Source organism: Streptomyces sp. NRRL S-378 (assembly GCF_000720645.1).
GTDB lineage: Bacteria > Actinomycetota > Actinomycetes > Streptomycetales > Streptomycetaceae > Streptomyces.
Genome location: NZ_JOBX01000007.1, coordinates 66482 through 84232, shown reverse-complemented (window position 1 = coordinate 84232; position 17751 = coordinate 66482). Strand labels below are relative to the sequence as shown.

Annotated in this window: 13 protein-coding genes; 4 read left to right on the top strand and 9 right to left on the bottom strand. The window is 72.0% G+C overall.

Features of this window, described 5'->3' with window-relative positions; translation table 11 throughout:
- Positions 1–213: 213 nt before the first annotated feature.
- On the bottom strand, positions 214–810 hold the full coding sequence (locus tag IH80_RS0106925) for a hypothetical protein (RefSeq protein ID WP_030958550.1): 597 nt from the start codon (positions 808–810) through the stop codon (positions 214–216).
- A gap of 210 nt (positions 811–1020) precedes the next feature.
- Complete coding sequence (gene proS / locus IH80_RS0106920) at positions 1021–2433, bottom strand: proline--tRNA ligase (protein ID WP_030958549.1); 1413 nt, start codon at positions 2431–2433, stop codon at positions 1021–1023.
- A gap of 131 nt (positions 2434–2564) precedes the next feature.
- Between proS and IH80_RS0106915 the strand changes: the two genes are divergently transcribed.
- Positions 2565–3251: a hypothetical protein gene (locus IH80_RS0106915; protein WP_030958548.1), complete on the top strand. Its 687-nt coding sequence runs from the start codon at positions 2565–2567 to the stop codon at positions 3249–3251.
- A gap of 91 nt (positions 3252–3342) precedes the next feature.
- On the opposite strand, the gene ffh is transcribed toward IH80_RS0106915, so the two are convergent.
- The 5 genes from ffh to IH80_RS0106890 all read right to left on the bottom strand — a co-directional run bounded on the left by ffh (position 3343) and on the right by IH80_RS0106890 (position 11042).
- Positions 3343–4914, bottom strand: a complete 1572-nt coding sequence (gene ffh / locus IH80_RS0106910) for a signal recognition particle protein (RefSeq protein WP_030958547.1) — start codon at positions 4912–4914, stop codon at positions 3343–3345.
- A 150-nt stretch (positions 4915–5064) separates the two neighbouring features.
- The gene (locus tag IH80_RS0106905; protein ID WP_030958546.1) at positions 5065–7494 is read right to left on the bottom strand and encodes a [protein-PII] uridylyltransferase; all 2430 of its coding nucleotides are present in this window, start codon (positions 7492–7494) and stop codon (positions 5065–5067) included.
- Positions 7495–7510: 16 nt separating this feature from the next.
- Positions 7511–7849: a P-II family nitrogen regulator gene (locus IH80_RS0106900; RefSeq protein ID WP_030650922.1), complete on the bottom strand. Its 339-nt coding sequence runs from the start codon at positions 7847–7849 to the stop codon at positions 7511–7513.
- Positions 7846–9189, bottom strand: a complete 1344-nt coding sequence (locus IH80_RS0106895; RefSeq protein ID WP_030958545.1) for an ammonium transporter — start codon at positions 9187–9189, stop codon at positions 7846–7848. The genes IH80_RS0106900 and IH80_RS0106895 overlap by 4 nt, the downstream gene beginning before the upstream one ends.
- Before the next feature lie 362 nt (positions 9190–9551).
- On the bottom strand, positions 9552–11042 hold the full coding sequence (locus tag IH80_RS0106890; protein WP_030958544.1) for a negative regulator NsdA: 1491 nt from the start codon (positions 11040–11042) through the stop codon (positions 9552–9554).
- A gap of 442 nt (positions 11043–11484) precedes the next feature.
- Here IH80_RS0106890 and IH80_RS0106885 point away from each other — a divergent pair, with 442 nt between their 5' ends.
- The gene (locus IH80_RS0106885; RefSeq protein ID WP_030958543.1) at positions 11485–12153 is read left to right on the top strand and encodes a bifunctional DNA primase/polymerase; all 669 of its coding nucleotides are present in this window, start codon (positions 11485–11487) and stop codon (positions 12151–12153) included.
- A 73-nt stretch (positions 12154–12226) separates the two neighbouring features.
- Here the strand turns inward: IH80_RS0106885 and ftsY are convergent, their stop codons facing one another.
- The gene (gene ftsY / locus IH80_RS0106880) at positions 12227–13438 is read right to left on the bottom strand and encodes a signal recognition particle-docking protein FtsY (protein WP_030958542.1); all 1212 of its coding nucleotides are present in this window, start codon (positions 13436–13438) and stop codon (positions 12227–12229) included.
- A gap of 141 nt (positions 13439–13579) precedes the next feature.
- On the opposite strand from ftsY, the gene IH80_RS0106875 reads away from it, so the two are divergent.
- Together IH80_RS0106875 and IH80_RS0106870 are read left to right on the top strand one after the other, a co-directional pair.
- Positions 13580–15046 carry a cytosine permease gene (locus IH80_RS0106875; RefSeq protein WP_030958541.1) on the top strand — a complete coding sequence of 489 codons (1467 nt, stop codon included), beginning with the start codon at positions 13580–13582 and terminating at the stop codon, positions 15044–15046.
- A gap of 62 nt (positions 15047–15108) precedes the next feature.
- Positions 15109–16095, top strand: a complete 987-nt coding sequence (locus IH80_RS0106870) for an LLM class flavin-dependent oxidoreductase (protein WP_030958539.1) — start codon at positions 15109–15111, stop codon at positions 16093–16095.
- Positions 16096–16135: 40 nt separating this feature from the next.
- Here IH80_RS0106870 and IH80_RS0106865 read toward each other — a convergent pair whose 3' ends face one another.
- Positions 16136–17569, bottom strand: a complete 1434-nt coding sequence (locus IH80_RS0106865; RefSeq protein WP_030958537.1) for a sugar porter family MFS transporter — start codon at positions 17567–17569, stop codon at positions 16136–16138.
- Positions 17570–17751 lie beyond the last annotated feature (182 nt).

The following is a 17751-nucleotide window of genomic DNA, read 5'->3' as shown; positions in this document are numbered from 1 at the left end:
GGAGGAGAGAGGGGTCCTGTGCGACTGTCGAGTACAGCTAGCCATTGTGCCATACGCCTGCGGCGCGTTCGGCCGGGCGGGCAGGACGGACTGCCGCCGGCGGCCCGCTCACCTCTCCGCGCCTGCGCCGGCGGCTGCCGCCCCGGTGGGGGCGGGGGCCCGGCGGCCTCCGCCCCGCGGGACCGGTGGTCCCGTCGGCCGGCGGGAGGGCGGTCAGGAGGCCGCTGCGATGGCGACGTCGGGGATCCGGAAGGGCTTCATGCAGCCGCCGCACACGATCGGCGCCTGGGCGAGCACGGAGGGGACGACCCGCACGTTGCGCCCGCAGTCGCAGACCGCCTTGACGCGCACGCCGCCGCCCGAGGAACCGTGCCGGGCGGCGGGCCCGCGGAAGGAGCGCTTGGTGTCGGCGGCGGTGGCGGCCGTGTGCGCCTTCAGCGCGCGCTGCAGCCGCTCCATGGTGGGGCGGTAGCGGCGCTTCGCCTCGGGATTGAGCGTGACCAGCGAGAAGCCGCTGCTGGCGTGCGGCTCGTCGGAGTGGTCCAGCCCCATCTCCTCGGCGATCGCGAGGAATCTGCGGTTGTGGTAGCGGCCTGCGCGGGAGGTGTCACGGACACCGCGGGCGGCCGCGATGCCGTGGACTGCCTCGTGCAGCAGTCGCTCGAAGGAGAGCTCGGCGCCACAGGCGGACGAGGACTCTCCGATCAGGGACTCGGGCGCGGCAAGGTCAGGCAGCTCGGGGTGGTACCGCTGAATGTCGGCCCACGCCTGCGCCAGCTCTGCGGCGAGAACAGGTGGTGTCGTGCTCACGTCGTGACAACGAGCCGAGGTGCCCCGGTGTTCCGATTCCGGGCCATTCCAAATTTTTTGCACGTACCAGTCAGTTCAGTCTGATGCGTCCCGACGAGGACGGGTGCGCCGAACTCAGGAGGAGTCGGTACGTAACGTCGACCAAAAAGCACCGGCCCCGGCGCGCGGCACCCGCCGCACGCCGGGGCCCGGAAGGCTTCGACGGCGAGATCAGTACGAGCGCGCCACGATCGCGAGGGTACCGGGAGCGTCGTCGGCGTCCGGGACGGACCCGTCCTCGGCCACCAGGCAGCGTACGGAGACGGCCTGCTCGGCCAGCTTCGCCTCGCCCTCCGGACCGAGGTCGGCCCACGGGATCCGCGCCCAGCCGCCGGCGACGGCGGCCTCGGCGGCCTCCTCGATGGTGGCGACGTCGGACGTACGGGCCTCGCGGCGCTCGCGGGACTCGCGCAGCAGCTGCGCCTGGTCCTCGTCCAGCACCTTGGGCAGCAGGTCGACGAGCGCGTCGATCTGGACCGGGGTCTTCCCGCCCGGGATCCGGCGGGCCAGCATCGCGGTGCCGGCCTCCAGGTCGCGGGGCCCGATCTCGATGCGGACCGGAACGCCCTTGAGCTCCCAGTCCACGGCGCGGCGGCCGAAGGGGGTGTCGACGCGGTCGTCGACGTGCACTCGGATGCCGGCGGCCTTCAGCCGGTCCCCCAGCTCGCGGACCTTGGCGACGGCCTCGTCACCCTTGATCGCCATGACGACGACCTGGACGTGCGCGAGACGCGGCGGGACGCGCAGGCCGTTGTCGTCGCCGTGGGACATGATCAGACCGCCGACCATGCGGGTCGAGACGCCCCACGAGGTCTGCCAGACGAGCTCCTGCTTGCCCTCCTTCGACAGGTACTGCGTGTTGAAGGCCTTGGCGAAGTTGGTGCCGAGCTCGTGGCTGGTGCCCATCTGCAGGGCCTTGCCGTCGCCCATCATGCCCTCGAGGGTGAGGGTGTTGATGGCGCCGGCGAAGCGCTCCTTGGCGGTCTTGCGGCCGAGCACGACGTCGATGCCGAGCACGTTCGTCATGAAGTCGCCGTAGACGTCACGGTGGATGCGGGCGGCGTAGTCGCGGGCGTCCTCGTAGGTGGCGTGGGCCGTGTGGCCCTCCTGCCAGAGGAACTCGCTCGTGCGGAGGAAGACGCGGGGGCGCATCTCCCAGCGGACCACGTTGGCCCACTGGTTGATCAGCAGGGGCAGGTCGCGGTAGCTCTGCACCCACTTGGAGAAGTAGTCGTTGATGATCGTCTCGGACGTGGGCCGGACGACGACCGGCTCCTCCAGCTCCTTGCCACCGCCGTGGGTGACGACCGCGAGCTCGGGGGCGAAGCCCTCGACGTGCTCGGCTTCCTTCGTCAGGTACGACTGCGGGATGAAGAGGGGGAAGTACGCGTTCTGGGCGCCCTGGTCCTTGATGCGGGCGTCCATCTCCTGCTGCATCCGCTCCCACAGGCCGTAGCCGTACGGTCGGATGACCATGGTGCCGCGGACCGGACCGTTGTCGGCCAGCTCGGCCTTGTTGATCAGATCCTGGTACCAGCGGGGGAAATCCTCCGCCTGCGGGGTGAGAACGGGTGCCTTTGCCATGCCGCGAATCGTACGGCGCCCGGCACAGGATGCGTGAATCGGGTGCCGCGCTCCTCTGGACGCGGGGGCGAATGGGGAGTTCTCTGGCAACGGGGGCTGGGGGGCGACACGGAATCAGGAGCGCTCATTCGATGACACCGACGCCGACCGCGACGCTCGTCGCCCGGGACTGGGCGGAAATCCAGGAACGGATGCTGGTACCGCTGTACGAGGCGGTCTACGACCGGCTGGAGGTCGGGCCGGGCGACCGGCTGCTGGGCCTCGACTGCGGGGCCGGCCTGGCCCTGCTGCTGGCGGCCGCGCGGGGAGCCGCGGCCACGGGCGTGGAGGCGGATCCGGCCAGGCGGGCGCTGGCCCGCGAGCGGCTGCTGGAGGTGCTGGCGCAGCCGCCGGCGGCGTCCTCGGCGGCCCGCCCCTACGACGCCCTGCTGGCCTTCTCGCCCGCGCCGGAGACCCTTGCCGCGGCCCTGCCGGCGGTGAGACGCGGCGGCGCCGTGGTGCTCGCCGACTGGGGTCCGGCGGAGCGCTGCACGGTGCCGTCGGTGCTGGGCGGCGGGCCCGCGCCCCGGGACCTGGACGCCGTCGTGGAGCGCGCCGGGCTGCGTCCCGACGGGTCGGGGCGGGTGTTCTGCCCCTTCGGCTACGCGGATGTGGACAGCGCGGTGCGGGGGCTGCTGTCGACGGGGCTGTACGACGGCGCGTCCGATGCCTCGCTGGCGGAGAAGGAGCTCGCCGAGGCGCTTCACCCCTTCGAGCGACCCGACGGCACCGTGTGGCTGCCGAACATCTTCCGGTACGTGATCGCCCGGGTGGCGTAACCGCCGCCACGTGACGGCATGACGAAGGGCCCCGACCGTGCGGGCTGGTGCCCGCGCCCGGTCGGGGCCCTTCGTCGCGGCTGTCGGCCTGTTACTTCATGAACTTCTTGAACTCGTCCGGAAGGTCGAAGTCCTGACCGCCCTGTCCGCCGGCGGGAAGGCCGAACGGGTTGGACGCGGCCGCCGGGTCGACCGTCTGCGGGCCCTGCTCGCGGCGGGCCGCCGCTGCGGCCTCCTCCTGCTTGCGCTTCATCGGGTTGCCGCTCTTGCGCTTGCCCTTGGCCTGCTTGACCTGCTTCTTCTGCCGACCGGGGCCGCCGCCCATCCCGGGGATGCCCGGCATGCCGGGCATGCCGCCGCCCTGGGCCATGCGGGACATCATCTTGCGGGCGTCGAAGAACCGCTCGACCAGCGACTTGACGGCGCTGACCTCGGTGCCCGAACCCTTGGCGATACGGGCGCGGCGCGAGCCGTTGATGATCGTCGGGTCCTGGCGCTCCGCCGGGGTCATCGACTTGATGATCGCGGCGGTGCGGTCGACGTCACGCTCGTCGATGTTGTTGATCTGGTCCTTGATCTGCCCCATGCCGGGCAGCATGCCGAGCAGCTTGGAGATGGAGCCCATCTTGCGGACCTGCTCCATCTGGGCGAGGAAGTCGTCGAGCGTGAATTCCTTGGGGCCCTTGGCGAGCTTGGCCGCCATCTTCTCGGCCTCGGCCTGCGAGAAGGTCTTCTCGGCCTGCTCGATGAGGGTGAGCATGTCACCCATGTCGAGGATCCGGCCCGCCATGCGGTCGGGGTGGAAGGCGTCGAAGTCGTCGAGCTTCTCGCCGTTCGAGGCGAACATGATCTGCTTGCCGGTGACGTGCGCGATGGAGAGCGCGGCACCACCGCGGGCGTCGCCGTCGAGCTTGGAGAGCACCACGCCGTCGAAGCCGACGCCGTCGCGGAAGGCCTCGGCGGTGTTGACCGCGTCCTGGCCGATCATGGCGTCGACGACGAAGAGGATCTCGTCCGGGCTGACGGCGTCGCGGATGTCCGCGGCCTGCTGCATCAGCTCGGCGTCGATGCCGAGGCGGCCGGCGGTGTCGACGATGACGATGTCGAACTGCTTGGTGCGCGCGTACTCGACGGAGTCCTTGGCGACCTGGACCGGGTCGCCGACGCCGTTGCCCGGCTGGGGGCCGTAGAAGGCCACGCCCGCGCGGTCGGCGACGACGGAGAGCTGGTTGACGGCGTTCGGGCGCTGGAGGTCGCACGCGACGAGGAGCGGGGTGTGGCCCTGCCCCTTCAGCCAGAGACCGAGCTTTCCGGCGAGGGTGGTCTTACCGGCACCCTGGAGACCGGCGAGCATGATCACGGTGGGGGCGGTCTTGGCGAAGCGCAGCCGCCGGGTCTCGCCGCCGAGGATGGTGACGAGCTCGTCGTTGACGATCTTCAGGACCTGCTGGCCCGGGTTCAGGGCCTTGCTGACCTCTTCGCCGCGCGCGCGTTCCTTGACGTTCGCGATGAAGGAGCGGACGACGGGGAGGGCGACGTCGGCCTCGAGGAGGGCGATACGGATTTCCCGGGCCGCTGCGTCGATGTCAGCCTCGGACAGCCGGCCTTTGCCGCGCAGGCCCTTGAAGGTATTCGCCAAGCGGTCGGAGAGCGTATCGAACACGGTGGTCGCGATTCCTCGGGTCGGGGGCGTTGTGGTCGTCCCCCAGGGTATCGGGCCCTTCCCCCGTCCGGGGACCTGCCTGCTCCCTGTACGGTTCCGCCGCTGCGCGGGGTCCGGGGGCGGAGCCCCGCGCAGCGGCGGCGCACCCTGCTACGAGAGGGCCGACTGCACCGCGGCCGCCAGGGCGGCCGCCTCCGCTGCATCCAGGGGTTTGCCCTCCGGGGTGGTCACGTACAGCGTGTCCACGGCGTTGGCGCCCAGCGTGGAGACGTGGGCGCTGCGCACCCTGACGCCCGCCGTCTCCAGGGCCCGGCCGATCCGGTGCAGCAGGCCGACGGCGTCGGGGGCCCGCACCTCCAGCACCGTGGCCAGTGAGGAGACGTCGGGCACGACGGTGACCCGGGGCGGCGGCGGGACGACCCCGCGGCGGCGCGGGTAGGCCGCCTCACGGTCGGCCAGCCTGGCCGGGACGTCCAGCGAGCCGTCCAGGGCGCGCACCAGGTCGGTGCGCAGCCGCGCGGCCTCGGGCAGCGCCCCGTACTCGGCGGCCACCCGCCACCGCAGTACCAGGACCTCGCCGAGGCGGTCCGGGAGCTCCACGGAGCGCAGGTCAGCCGCCCGTACGGTGAGCCGGTGCAGGGCCAGCACCCCGGCCGCCGCGGGGAGGACCCCCGGCTGGTCGGGCACCGCCACCACGAGTTCCACGCCGACCGCGTCCTCCTCCTGGCGGGTGTGGAGCGCCAGTACCGGCTCCCGGGTGCGCAGGGCCTCCACCGCCAGGCGTTCCTGCTCGGCGCTCGGGATCTCCGGTTCCCGTTCGGCGGGGGCCGCTCCGCGCAGCACGGCGGCGACGCGGGCGACGAGGTCCGCGACGAGCGAGCCGCGCCAGGCGCTCCAGGCGGCCGGCCCGGTGGCCAGGGCGTCCGCCTCGGTCAGGGCGTGCAGTATCTCCAGCGTGCCCACCGATCCGACGGCCTCGGCGACCGAGCGGACGGTGGCCGGGTCGTCCAGGTCCCGCCGGGTCGCGGTGTCGATCAGCAGCAGGTGGTGCCGTACGAGCGCGCCCAGCACGGTGGCGTCCCGGGCGTCGAAGCCGACCCGGGCGGCGACGTCCCGGGCGATGGTCTCCCCGGCCACCGAGTGGTCGCCCGGCCAGCCCTTGCCGATGTCGTGCAGGAGCGCGGCCATCAGCAGCAGGTCGGGGCGGCCGACCCGGCGGGTGAGGGCCGCGGCGCGCACGGCCGTCTCGATGAGGTGCCGGTCCACGGTCCAGGTGTGGACGGGGTTGCGCTGCGGGCGGCAGCGCACCCGCTCCCAGTCGGGGAGCAGCCGGGTAATCAGTCCTTCCGCCTCCATGGCCTCCCACACGGCCACCGTCGGCTCGCCCGCGCCCAGGAGCGTGAGCAGCTGTTCCCGGGCCTCGGCGGGCCAGGGCACCGGCAGTGCCTTCCCCTGCTGGGCGAGCCGGCGTACGGCGTGCGGTGACACGGGCAGTCCGGCCTGCGCGGCCGCCGCGGCCAGACGGAGGGGGAGTACGGCGTCGCGGTCCGGGCGGGCGGCCAGGGCCAGGACGGCCTCCCCGTCGGACTCCACCACGCCTTCGGCCAGGGGTGCCCGGGCGGCGGCGGTGGCGCCGCGGCCGCCGCCCAGCAGCCCGCGCAGCCTGGGCCGGGCGGCGCGGGCCCGCAGCACCCGTCCGACCTCGCGCCAGGTCACGTCGCCGGCGTACGCGACCACGCGCGCGGCCTCGTACACCTCGCGCAGCAGTGCGTCGGCGTCGAGCAGCCCGAGCTGCGCCGCGACCTGGTCCTGCTCCTGGAGCGAGAGCCGGTCGGTGGCCCGGCCGGTGACCAGGTGGAGGGCGTCGCGGGCGTCCAGGAGCCGCCGCCGGGCCTCGGCGAGGCCTTCGCGCGGGGCGTCCGCGAGCCAGGAGGCGGCGACGGCCCGCAGCGCGGTGACGTCCCGCAGCCCGCCGCGGGCCTCCTTGAGGTCGGGTTCGAGCAGGAAGCGGAGTTCCCCGGCGCGCTCGGCGCGCTCGCGGCACAGGGAGTGCAGCTCCGGGAGGCGTTTGGGCGCCTGGTTGCGCCAGTCGGCCAGTACGGCGGTCCGCAGGCCGGCGAGGAGACCGGCGTCGCCCGCGATCGTGCGGGCGTCCAGCAGGCCCAGGTGGACCTTGAGGTCCTCGGCGGCCGTCCGGCGGGCCTCGCCGGGGGTGCGTACGGAGTGGTCGAGGGCGACGCCGAGGTCCCACACCGGGTACCAGAGGCGGTCGGCCAGTGCGCCGAGAGCCGCGGGCTCCGCCTTGCCGTCGTGCAGCAGCAGAAGGTCGAGGTCGCTGCGCGGGGAGAGTTCGGCCCTGCCGTAGCCGCCCACGGCCACGAGGGTGGCGCCGCGGACGCCCGTCTCCCGTGCGGCGGTGGCGAAGAGGGCGTTCAGCCATGCGTCGGTCAGCCCGGCCAGGGCGGAACGCCGCGAGGGCCCGGACCGCGACTCCTCCTGGAGGAGTCGCAGCCGGGCCGCGGCGTACCCGCTGGGTCCCGAGTCGGCCGTGTGGTCCGTGGTGTCTTCGACGCTCGTCACCCAGGAGCTCCCGTCGCTAGAGCGCGTCCGCGCCGCGCTCGCCGGTGCGGACCCGGACGACCGAGTCCACGGGGACGCTCCACACCTTGCCGTCACCGATCTTGCCGGTCGACGCGGCGCTCACGACGACCCGGATGAGCTCTTCGGCGTCGGAGTCCTCGACCAGCACCTCGATGCGGATCTTGGGGACGAGGTCGACCTGGTACTCGGCGCCCCGGTACACCTCGGTGTGGCCGCGCTGGCGGCCGTAGCCGCTGGCCTCGCTGACCGTGAGGCCCTGCACTCCGAAGGTCTGGAGTGCTTCCTTGATCTCGTCCAGCTTGTGCGGCTTGACGATCGCGGTGATCAGCTTCATGCGTCAACCTTCTTGCTCGCGGCGGAGGGGGTGGGGGCGGCGGTGCTCCGCGCGGCGGCTCCGCCGCCGGCTCCGCTGAAGTCGTAGGCGGTCTCGGCGTGCTCGCTCTGGTCGATGCCGGTGACCTCGTCGTCCTCGGGGACCCGCATCCCGATGGTCTTGTCGAGGAGGAGGGCGAGCACCGCGGATGCCACCAGAGAGTAGGCGAGGACGGAGAAGACGCCGATCGCCTGCTTGCCGAGCTGCTCCAGGCCGCCGCCGTAGAAGAGGCCGGCGACGTCGGACTGGACCCCGCCGGTGGCGAAGAGGCCGACGAGCAGGGAGCCGACGACACCGCCGACGAGGTGGACGCCGACGACGTCGAGGGAGTCGTCGTAGCCGAACTTGTACTTGAGGCCCACGGCCATGGCGCACAGCAGACCGGCGATGGCGCCGACGGCGATCGCGCCGAGCGGGCTGACCGCGCCGCCCGCGGGGGTGATGGCCACGAGGCCGGCGACCGCGCCGGAGGCGGCGCCGAGGGTGGTGAACGAGCCGTGGCGCAGCTTCTCGTAGGCGAGCCAGGCGAGCATGGCGGCGGCGGTGGCGACCTGCGTGTTGACGAACATGACCGCGCCGACGCCGTCGTCGTTGCCCAGCCAGGAGCCGGCGTTGAAGCCGAACCAGCCGAACCAGAGGAGACCGGCGCCCAGCATCACGAGGGGGAGGCTGTGCGGGCGCATCGGGTCCTTCTTGAAGCCGACGCGCTTGCCGATGACGAGGATCACGCCGAGGGCGGCGGCGCCGGCGTTGATGTGGACGGCGGTGCCGCCGGCGAAGTCGATGACGCCCATCTCGAAGAGCCAGCCGCCGGCGCCCCAGACCCAGTGGGCGACGGGGAAGTAGACGACGGTGACCCAGAGGGCGGTGAAGAGGATCCAGGCGCTGAACTTCACGCGGTCGGCCAGGGCGCCGCTGATCAGGGCCGGGGTGATGACGGCGAACATCAGCTGGAAGACGGCGAAGACGTAGACCGGGATGGTGTAGCCGTCCCAGAGTTCGGTGATCCCGATGCCGCTGAGGCCCACGTAGTCGGAGTTCCAGCCGATGAGGGAGCCGGAGTCGGTGCCGAAGGCGAGGCTGAAGCCGTAGAGGACCCAGAGGATCGTGACGATCCCGAGGCTGATGAAGCTCATCATCAGCATGTTGAGGCTGCTCTTGACGCGGACCATGCCTCCGTAGAAGAAGGCGAGTCCCGGGGTCATCAGCATGACCAGGGCGGAGCAGATGAGCATGAACCCGGTGTTCGCGGCAGACAGCGTCGGGGCGTCTGCAGCGAGGGTCGTGATGGCTGATGCCATCGGCGTCTCCTCGTCGTCGGTACGTTCGCGTGCGGGCGATCGTGAAAACCTGAGCGGCGGCAGAAGGAACTGGCCGGTTATTGGCCATGAGATTCGCGCAGGCCGGTTTCCGGCGGCGCCGCTCGGTGTTTCGCTCCGATGACGAAGAGGTCTGCCGTGTTACGGCACCATGAACGACCGCGATCCCGCAGGGAGGGACCGCGACGGCGAGCAACCGCCTCCGCGAGAGCGGCGGCGGTTCAGCCGCACAGGGGTGGTGGGACCGGCCGCGGCAGTGACCCGGACGTCCTGGCTGGGGGAGCCTGATCGGGCTTCACGGGGTGACTGCCGCGGCCGGAGCCTGGGGGCGGCCGCTCGGGCCGTCAGACGGCCTCCGCGGCTTCGGGGAGCCGTGAGGCGAGGTGGTCGGTGAGCCGGACCACCTCGGCGACGTCGCCGTATTCACGGGCGGCGCTGTCGACGGTCTTGCGGAGGCGGGTGTTCACCCGTTCGGAGCGCACCTTTCCCGCCACGTCGAGGGCCCGGTCGACGAGGGCCGCGGCCTGCTCGGGTTCGCGCTGGAGCAGGTGGACGGTGGCCATGCCGATGAGGTTCAGGGCGTAAGAGCGCTGGTGCTCCTGGTCCTTCTCGAAGAGCTCGACGGCCCGTTCCATGACCGGTTCGGCGAGGGAGGCGTACATGGGGCTGCGCCCGGCGACGTAGGCCAGGTCCCGGTACGAGTGGGAGTTCTCGCCGTTCAGCTCGGCCTCGGAGAAGAAGCGGATCCAGTCGGGCTCCGGCTCGTCCGCGAAGCCCACGTCGGAGAAGGTGTCCTCGGCCATCCGCACGGCCCGCTTGCAGCGGCTGGGCTGGCCCATGTTGGCGTAGGCGCGGGCCTCCATCGCATACAGCATGGCCTGGGTGCGCGGGCCGGCGCAGTCGCGGCTGCCGTACTGCGCGAGGTGGATGAGTTCGAGGGCGTCCTCGGGCCGGCCCAGGTGGATCATCTGGCGGCTCATGTTGGAGAGGATGTAGGAGCCCAGGGGCTTGTCCCCGGCCTCCTTGGCCGCGTGCAGGGCGAGGACGAAGTACTTCTGCGCGGTGGGGTGCAGGCCGATGTCGTAGCTCATCCAGCCGGCCAGCTCGGCCAGCTCCGCCGCGACCTTGAACAGCCGCTTCATCACGGGGGCGGGGTGGTTCTCCTGGAGCAGGTCGGTGACCTCGTGGAGCTGGCCCACGACGGCCTTGCGGCGCAGGCCGCCGCCGCACTGGGCGTCCCACTGGCGGAACATCACCGTGGTGGCGTCGAGGAGGTCGAGTTCCGGTTCGGAGAGCCGGGGCGGGCGGTGGCCGCCGAGGGCCCCCGTCGGCCCCGCCCCGCGCGGTCCCGGGTCGGCGGCCGGGGCCGGGACGAGCCAGCGCTGCATGGGCTCGATGAGGGCGGGACCGGCGGAGAGCGCGAGGGAGGTCCCGAGGAAGCCGCGGCGCGCCAGCATCAGGTCGCTGCGGGAGAACTCGCCGAGCAGTTCGACGGTCTGCGGGCCCGCCCAGGGGAGGTCCACCCCGGACACGGAGGGGGTCTGGTGGGCGGTGCGCAGGCCGAGCTGTTCGATGGCGACGACGGAGCCGAAGCGCTCGGAGAACAGTTCGGACAGGATGCGCGGGACGGGCTCGCGGGGCTGTTCGCCGTCCAGCCAGCGGCGCACCCGGGAGGTGTCCGTGCTGATGTGGTGGGCGCCCATCTGCCGGGCCCGGCGGTTGACCTGCCGGGCGAGCTCGCCCTTCGACCAGCCGCTGCGGACGAACCACGAGGTCAGCTGGTCGTTCCGCGCAGCAGCACCCTCGATCGTTCCGCTTGCGCCGTTGCCGCTCACTGGAACGCCCCCATCCGCTCAGCCTCTTCCTTACGAAACCCTGGCCGGGACGCCGAGCGTCTCCACGGACCTTCACAGGTCCTTCACGCATTGCCTCCGGCATAACCACGCACGGGCCCGCCTCGGGGTTCGTGCACCGAAAGTAATCCTACGATCACCCCTTCGGCGAGGTCGTTCGCGGAAACGCCACCATTCGCCACCCCTTCGAATGAACTCGCCACCGGCCAGGCGCGATTCACTTGACACGAAGGCGAAACGGACCGGTTGGACTGGAGTGCGCCCGGGGCGCGCGCGGCGAGGAGTGCGCCGGGCGGGTGCGGCGGGCACTCCCCCGGCGACCGCGCGGCGGACCGGTGCGCGGCGCCGGCGGCGGGCACTCTGACGTCCTCACCACAGGCGTCGTAACCACCGGCGCGTCCGACCCGTTGGAGGGGGCATGGGCATGGGCTTCACGATCGGCAGCAGCCGCGGCACCAAGGAGTTCCGTTCCGGTACCCGGCGCCGCGGCCGGACCTCGGAGTGCACGGCGGTGGCGGAGTACACCGGCTTGTGGGGCTGGGACGTGGTCCCCGGGGCGCGTGCCGCGGCGCCCTCCCGGGACTGCTCCTGCGGGGACGGCCGGTGCGCCGCGCCCGGAGCGCACCCCCTGCCCTTCGCCCCGACGGTCCCGGCCGGTGCCACCCTCGACGAGGTCACGGAGGCCTGGGCCGACTGTCCGGGCGCCGCGATCCTGCTCCCGGTGGGCCGCGCCTTCGACGTCATCGAGGTGTCCGAGGAGGCCGGGCGGCGGGCCCTGGTACGGCTGGAGCGGATGGGCCTGCCGCTCGGCCCGGTCATCGTCACGGCGGGCGGCCGGGCGCAGTTCTTCGTGGCCCCCGGCGCGGCGGCGGAGCTGCCGCAGCTGCTGTACCGGATGGGCTGGGACGACGCCGACCTGGACCTGCGCGCCCTGGGCCCGGGGGCCTTCGTGACGGCCCCGCCCTCCGACCGGGCCGGGCTCGGCCAGTCCGGCTGGCTGCGGCCGCCCGCCCTCGACTGCGCCGGGGGCCCGCCGCAGGCCCGGCTGCTGCTGGGCACCCTGGCGTACATCTGCCACCGGTTCCGCCGCTGAGGGCCCCGTACGCGCCGGTGCCCCCGCGTTCCTCAGGGAAGGCGGGGGCACCGGTACGTACGGAAGGCTTCGCTCAGTCGCCGATCAGGGCGTCCACGAACGCCTCGGGCTCGAAGGGGGCCAGGTCGTCCGCGCCCTCACCGAGGCCGATGAGCTTGACCGGGACACCCAGTTCGCGCTGGACGGCGACGACGATGCCGCCCTTGGCCGTGCCGTCGAGCTTGGTCAGCACGATGCCGGTGATGTCCACGACCTCGGCGAAGACCCGCGCCTGGGTCAGGCCGTTCTGCCCGGTGGTGGCGTCCAGGACCAGCAGGATCTCGTCCAGCGGGCCGTGCTTCTCGACGACGCGCTTGACCTTGCCGAGCTCGTCCATGAGGCCGGTCTTGGTGTGGAGGCGGCCGGCGGTGTCGATGAGCACGACGTCGGCGCCCTCGGCGATGCCCTCCTTGACCGCGTCGTAGGCGATCGAGGCCGGGTCGCCGCCCTCGGGGCCGCGCACGGTACGGGCGCCCACGCGCTCGCCCCAGGTCTGCAGCTGGTCGGCGGCGGCGGCGCGGAAGGTGTCGGCCGCGCCGAGCACCACGCTGCGGCCGTCGGCGACGAGCACCCGGGCCAGCTTGCCGGTGGTGGTGGTCTTGCCGGTGCCGTTGACACCGACGACCATGATCACGCCGGGGGTGTCCTCGCCGCTCTCCGTCTTCACGGCGCGGTCGAAGTCGGTGCCGACCAGCGTCAGCAGCTCTTCCTTGAGCAGGGCGCGCAGGTCCGCCGGGGTGCGGGTACCGAGGACCTTGACCCGCTCGCGGAGCCGCTCGACGAGCTCCTGGGTGGGCACGACACCGACGTCGGCGACGAGGAGGGTCTCCTCGATCTCCTCCCACGTGTCCTCGTCGAGGTGCTCGCGCGAGAGCAGCGTGAGCAGCCCCTTGCCGAGGGAGTTCTGCGACCGGGCGAGGCGGGCGCGCAGCCGGACGAGGCGGCCGGCGGTGGGCTCGGGCACCTCGATCGCGGGCGCGGCCGGGGCCTCCGGCTCGGCGACCGGCGCTTCGACGGGGGCCGTGGCCTCCGGGAGTCCGACCTCCTCGATCGTGCGGCGCGGCTCTTCCGCCGTCTCTACGGCGTCCTCCCCCACCTGCGGCTCGGCAGGCGGGGCAGTGATGGTCGGCGTGCTCGGCGGTGCCGGGGGCGGCAGCTGCTTCTTCTTGCGGCTGCTGACCACGAGCCCGCTGATCGCGCCGACCGCGACCAGGGCGATGACTAGAGCAAGGATGAGGATGTCCATAACCCCCCCAGTATCGGCCACGGCCGCCTCGGAGCCGGGAACCCGGGCGCTCGGACCAGGACGTAAGCCTCCGTTTGTGGTTTTAGCAGCAAATCTACGATGATGAGCGACTTCCCCTCACACCCCCCAGGGAGCAGCCGCATGCCTGCCGAGCCCGCCGACGGCGGAAACGAAACCGCGATGGAGACCCGCGGTCTGGAGCCCGTCCCGGACGACGAGCGCGGCGGCAGGGTCCGCGAGCTGGTCCCCACCTGGGTAGCCGCCAACATCAGCGTGCTGCTGCTGACCATGGGCGCGGGGCTGGTGATCTTCAACGGGCTGAACATCTGGCAGGTGCTCGTCGTCGCCGTCGCCGCGCCGGTCGTCTCGTACGGGATCGTCGGCCTGATCTCGATCGCGGGCAAGCGCGGCGGGGCTCCCGGCATGGCCCTCTCGCGGGCGGTGTTCGGGCAGCGCGGCAACCTCTTCCCGGGCGCGCTGATCTGGGTGGCCCGCTGGGGCTGGGAGACCATCAACGCGGTCAGCGGCGCCTACGCCGTGCTGACCGTGCTCGACCTGCTCTTCGGGATCAAGAGCAACACCGCCCTCATCGTGGTGACCCTGCTGTTCTTCGTGGGCTGCACCTTCGTGGTCTCGGGCCTCGGCATCAGCGCCCTGCGGGTGTGCTCGACGTGGTCGACGTACCTCTTCGGCGGCTTCAGCGTGCTCGTCCTCGGCTACCTGCTCTTCACGACGGACTGGGCGGCCGTCTTCGGCAAGCCGGCCGGCTCCACCGCGATGATGGTCGCGGGCATCGGCACGATCGCGGCCGGTGGCATCAGCTGGGTGCCCTCGGGGCCCGACTTCACCCGCTACCTGCCACGCACCGCCTCTTCGAGGGGCGTGGTCGGCGCGACGATCGGCGGCGCCGGCATCGTCGTGCTCCCGATGGTCCTGATGGGTGCGGTCATGGCCGTGGGCACCCCGGACCTGGCCACCGCCCAGGACCCGGTCTCCTTCATCGGCGAGCTGCTGCCCACCTGGATCGCGGTCCCGTACCTGCTGATCGCGCTGGTCGGCATGCTGCTGATCAACTCGATGTCCATGTACTCGGCCGGCTTCACCGCGCAGACCCTGGGCATCAAGGTCCCGCGCGCATGGGCGGTCAGCGTCAACGCGGTCATCAGCCTGGTCTTCGGCTTCCTGCTGATGGTGGTCGCGACCAGCTTCTTCGGCTCCTTCATCTCCTTCCTGACCCTGCTGGCGGTGGCCTTCTCCGCGTGGATCGGCGTCTTCGGCGTGGACATGCTGCGCCGCACGGGCTACGACGGTCCCGCGCTGCTCGACACCACGCGGACCAGCGCCTACTGGTACAGGGGCGGCTTCGCCTGGCAGGCCATGACGGCGTGGGCGGTCGCCCTGGTGGTGGGACTGCTCTTCACCGAGGTGGACTGGTTCGGCGGGCCGCTCGCCGGCACCTGGATCGGGCAGAACGGCCTCGGCTGGGTCGCCGGGATCGTGACCTCCGGCGCGCTGTACGCCGTACTGCCGCGGACGGCGCCCACCCGTCCGGCCCCCGCGCCGGAGCGGGAGCCCGAGCCCGAGCCCGCCGGATCCCTGTCCAACTGACGCCACGTCAGCTACCGTCCCCCTTCGCCGGCCCCATCCATCCGGCGAAGGGGGACTTCTCCATGCCCATCACCGTGGCCCGGTTCAATCTCGTCGACCCGAACGGCACGCCCGAGTCCCTCTCCGCCCGCTACAGGGCCGCGCTGGAGATGGCCCGCTACGCGGACGACCGCGGGATCGACACCGTCCAGACCGAGGAGCACCACGGGACGGACAACAACTGGCTGCCCTCCCCCTTCGCCTTCGCGGGCGCGGTCTTCGGTGCGACCCGCCGGATCGCCGTCACCGTCTCGGCGATCATCGGCCCGCTGTACGACCCGCTGAAGGCCGCCGAGGACATCGCCGTCCTCGACCTGCTGAGCGGCGGACGCCTGGTCACCGTCGCGGGCATCGGCTACCGCCCCGAGGAGTACGAGCAGCACGGTGTGGAGTGGGGCCGGCGCGGCCGGCTCCAGGACGAGCTGCTGGAGACCCTGCTGAAGGCCTGGACCGGCGAACCCTTCGAGTACCGCGGGCGGACGGTACGGGTCACCCCGACGCCCTTCACCCGGCCGCACCCGCTGCTGCTGGTGGGCGGCAGCTCGGAAGCGGCCGCGCGGCGCGCCGCCCGGCTCGGGCTGCCCTTCTTCCCCAGCGCGCACCTGCCGGAGCTGGAGGCGTACTACACGGCGCGGCTGGCGGAGTACGGCACGGAGGGTTTCTGCATGATGCCGGCGGCACAGACCCCGCTGCTGCACATCGCGGAGGACCCGGACCGGGTGTGGGCCGAGTACGGGGAGCACTTCCTGCACGAGGCGGGCACGTACGCGTCGTGGCAGTCCAAGGACATCCGCAGCGCCGTGCGGTCGGCGGCGCGCTCGGTGGCGGAGCTGCGCGCGGAGGGCGTCTACCGGGTACTGACCCCGGACGAGGCGGTCGCCTACGGCCGGGGCGCGGGCGAGGCGGGCAACCTGGTGCTGCACCCGTTGTGCGGCGGGATGCCGCTGGACGAGGGCTGGCGCAGCCTGCACCTGCTGTGCGAACGGGTACTGCCCCGGCTCAAGGGCTGAGCCGGGGCAGTACCGAGGAGAAGGGGTGTGGCGGGGATGGTCACCCCATCTCCTCCAGCGCCTTGCCCTTGGTCTCCGGCACCCACTTGAGGACGAACGGGATCGAGAGCAGTGCGAAGACGGTGTAGATCACGTAGGCACCGGACAGGCTCCAGTCCGACAGGGACGGGAACGAGACGGTGATGAGCCAGTTGGCGATCCACTGGGCCGAGGCGGCGACGCCGAGCGCCGCGGCACGGATGCGGTTGGGGAACATCTCACCCAGCAGCACCCAGACCACCACGCCCCAGGACAGGGCGAAGAAGAGCACGAAGGCGTGCGCGGCGACCAGGGCCACCGTGGCCTGGGCGTCGGGCATGGTGATGTCGTCGCCGGTGCCGATCGTGAAGGAGAACGCCCACGCGCACAGGCCGAGGGAGAGGGCCATGCCCGCCGAGCCGATGAGGGCGAGCGGCTTGCGGCCGATCCGGTCGACGAAGATCATCGCGATCACCGTGCCGACGATGTTGATGATCGACGTGGTGAAGGAGTACAGGAACGAGCTGCTCGGGTCGATGCCGACGGACTGCCACAGCGAGGAGCTGTAGTAGAAGATCACGTTGATGCCGACGAGCTGCTGGAAGACCGAGAGGCCGATGCCGACCCAGACGATGGGCAGGAAGCCGAAGCGGCCGCCGAGCAGGTCCTTGAAGGTGGACTTGGTCTCGGAGTGCATCGCGTGCTCGATCTCGCGGACGCGCCCGTCCAGGTCGACCTTCGAGCCCTCGACCTCGGCCAGCACCTTCTTGGCCTCGTCGGTGCGGCCGACGGAGACCAGGAAGCGCGGGGACTCCGGGATGACGAAGGACAGCAGGCCGTAGAGCACGGCCGGGACGACCATGACGCCCAGCATCCACTGCCAGGCCTCCAGGCCGCCGATCTCCCCGCGCTGGTCGCCGTCGGCGAGGTTGAGGATGCCCCAGTTGACGAGCTGGGAGATGGCGATGCCGGTGACGATGGCGGCCTGCTGGAAGGAGGCGAGCCGGCCGCGGTAGGCGGGCGGGGAGACCTCGGCGATGTAGGCGGGGCCGATGACGGAGGCCATGCCGATGCCGAAGCCGCCGATCACGCGCCACATGGCGAGGTCCCAGAGGGCGAAGGGCAGGGCCGAACCGATGGCGCTGGCGGTGAAGAGGACGGCCGCGATCTGCATGCAGCGGATTCGGCCGATCCGGTCGGCGAGCCGGCCCGCGGTGGCGGCGCCGATGGCGCAGCCGATCAGCGCGGCGGCGATCACCTGGGCGAGCGCTTCCGAGCCGACGTCGAAGCGCTCGCGGATCGCGACGACGGCACCGTTGATGACGGAGCTGTCGTACCCGAAGAGGAAGCCGCCCATGGCAGCGGCCGCCGTGATGAAGATGACGTGGCCGAGGTGGTCGGGCCGGGGCGAGGATCCGCCGCCGGGCGCCGGGTTCTGCGCAGTGCTGCTGGTCAAGGTGTGCTCCGTGGGGGTTTCGTCCGTCCTTACAGTGGCGCACAGTTCAAGATCGGGCACCACCCGAAGGCGGGGGACAGCGGAGCGAGCCTATGCGTTCAGTTTTTGAAGTCAATACCTGGAATGAACTTCTTATGGAGCGCAGAGCTCACCCAATGAATTCACTTCTTGAACTAAAGGTC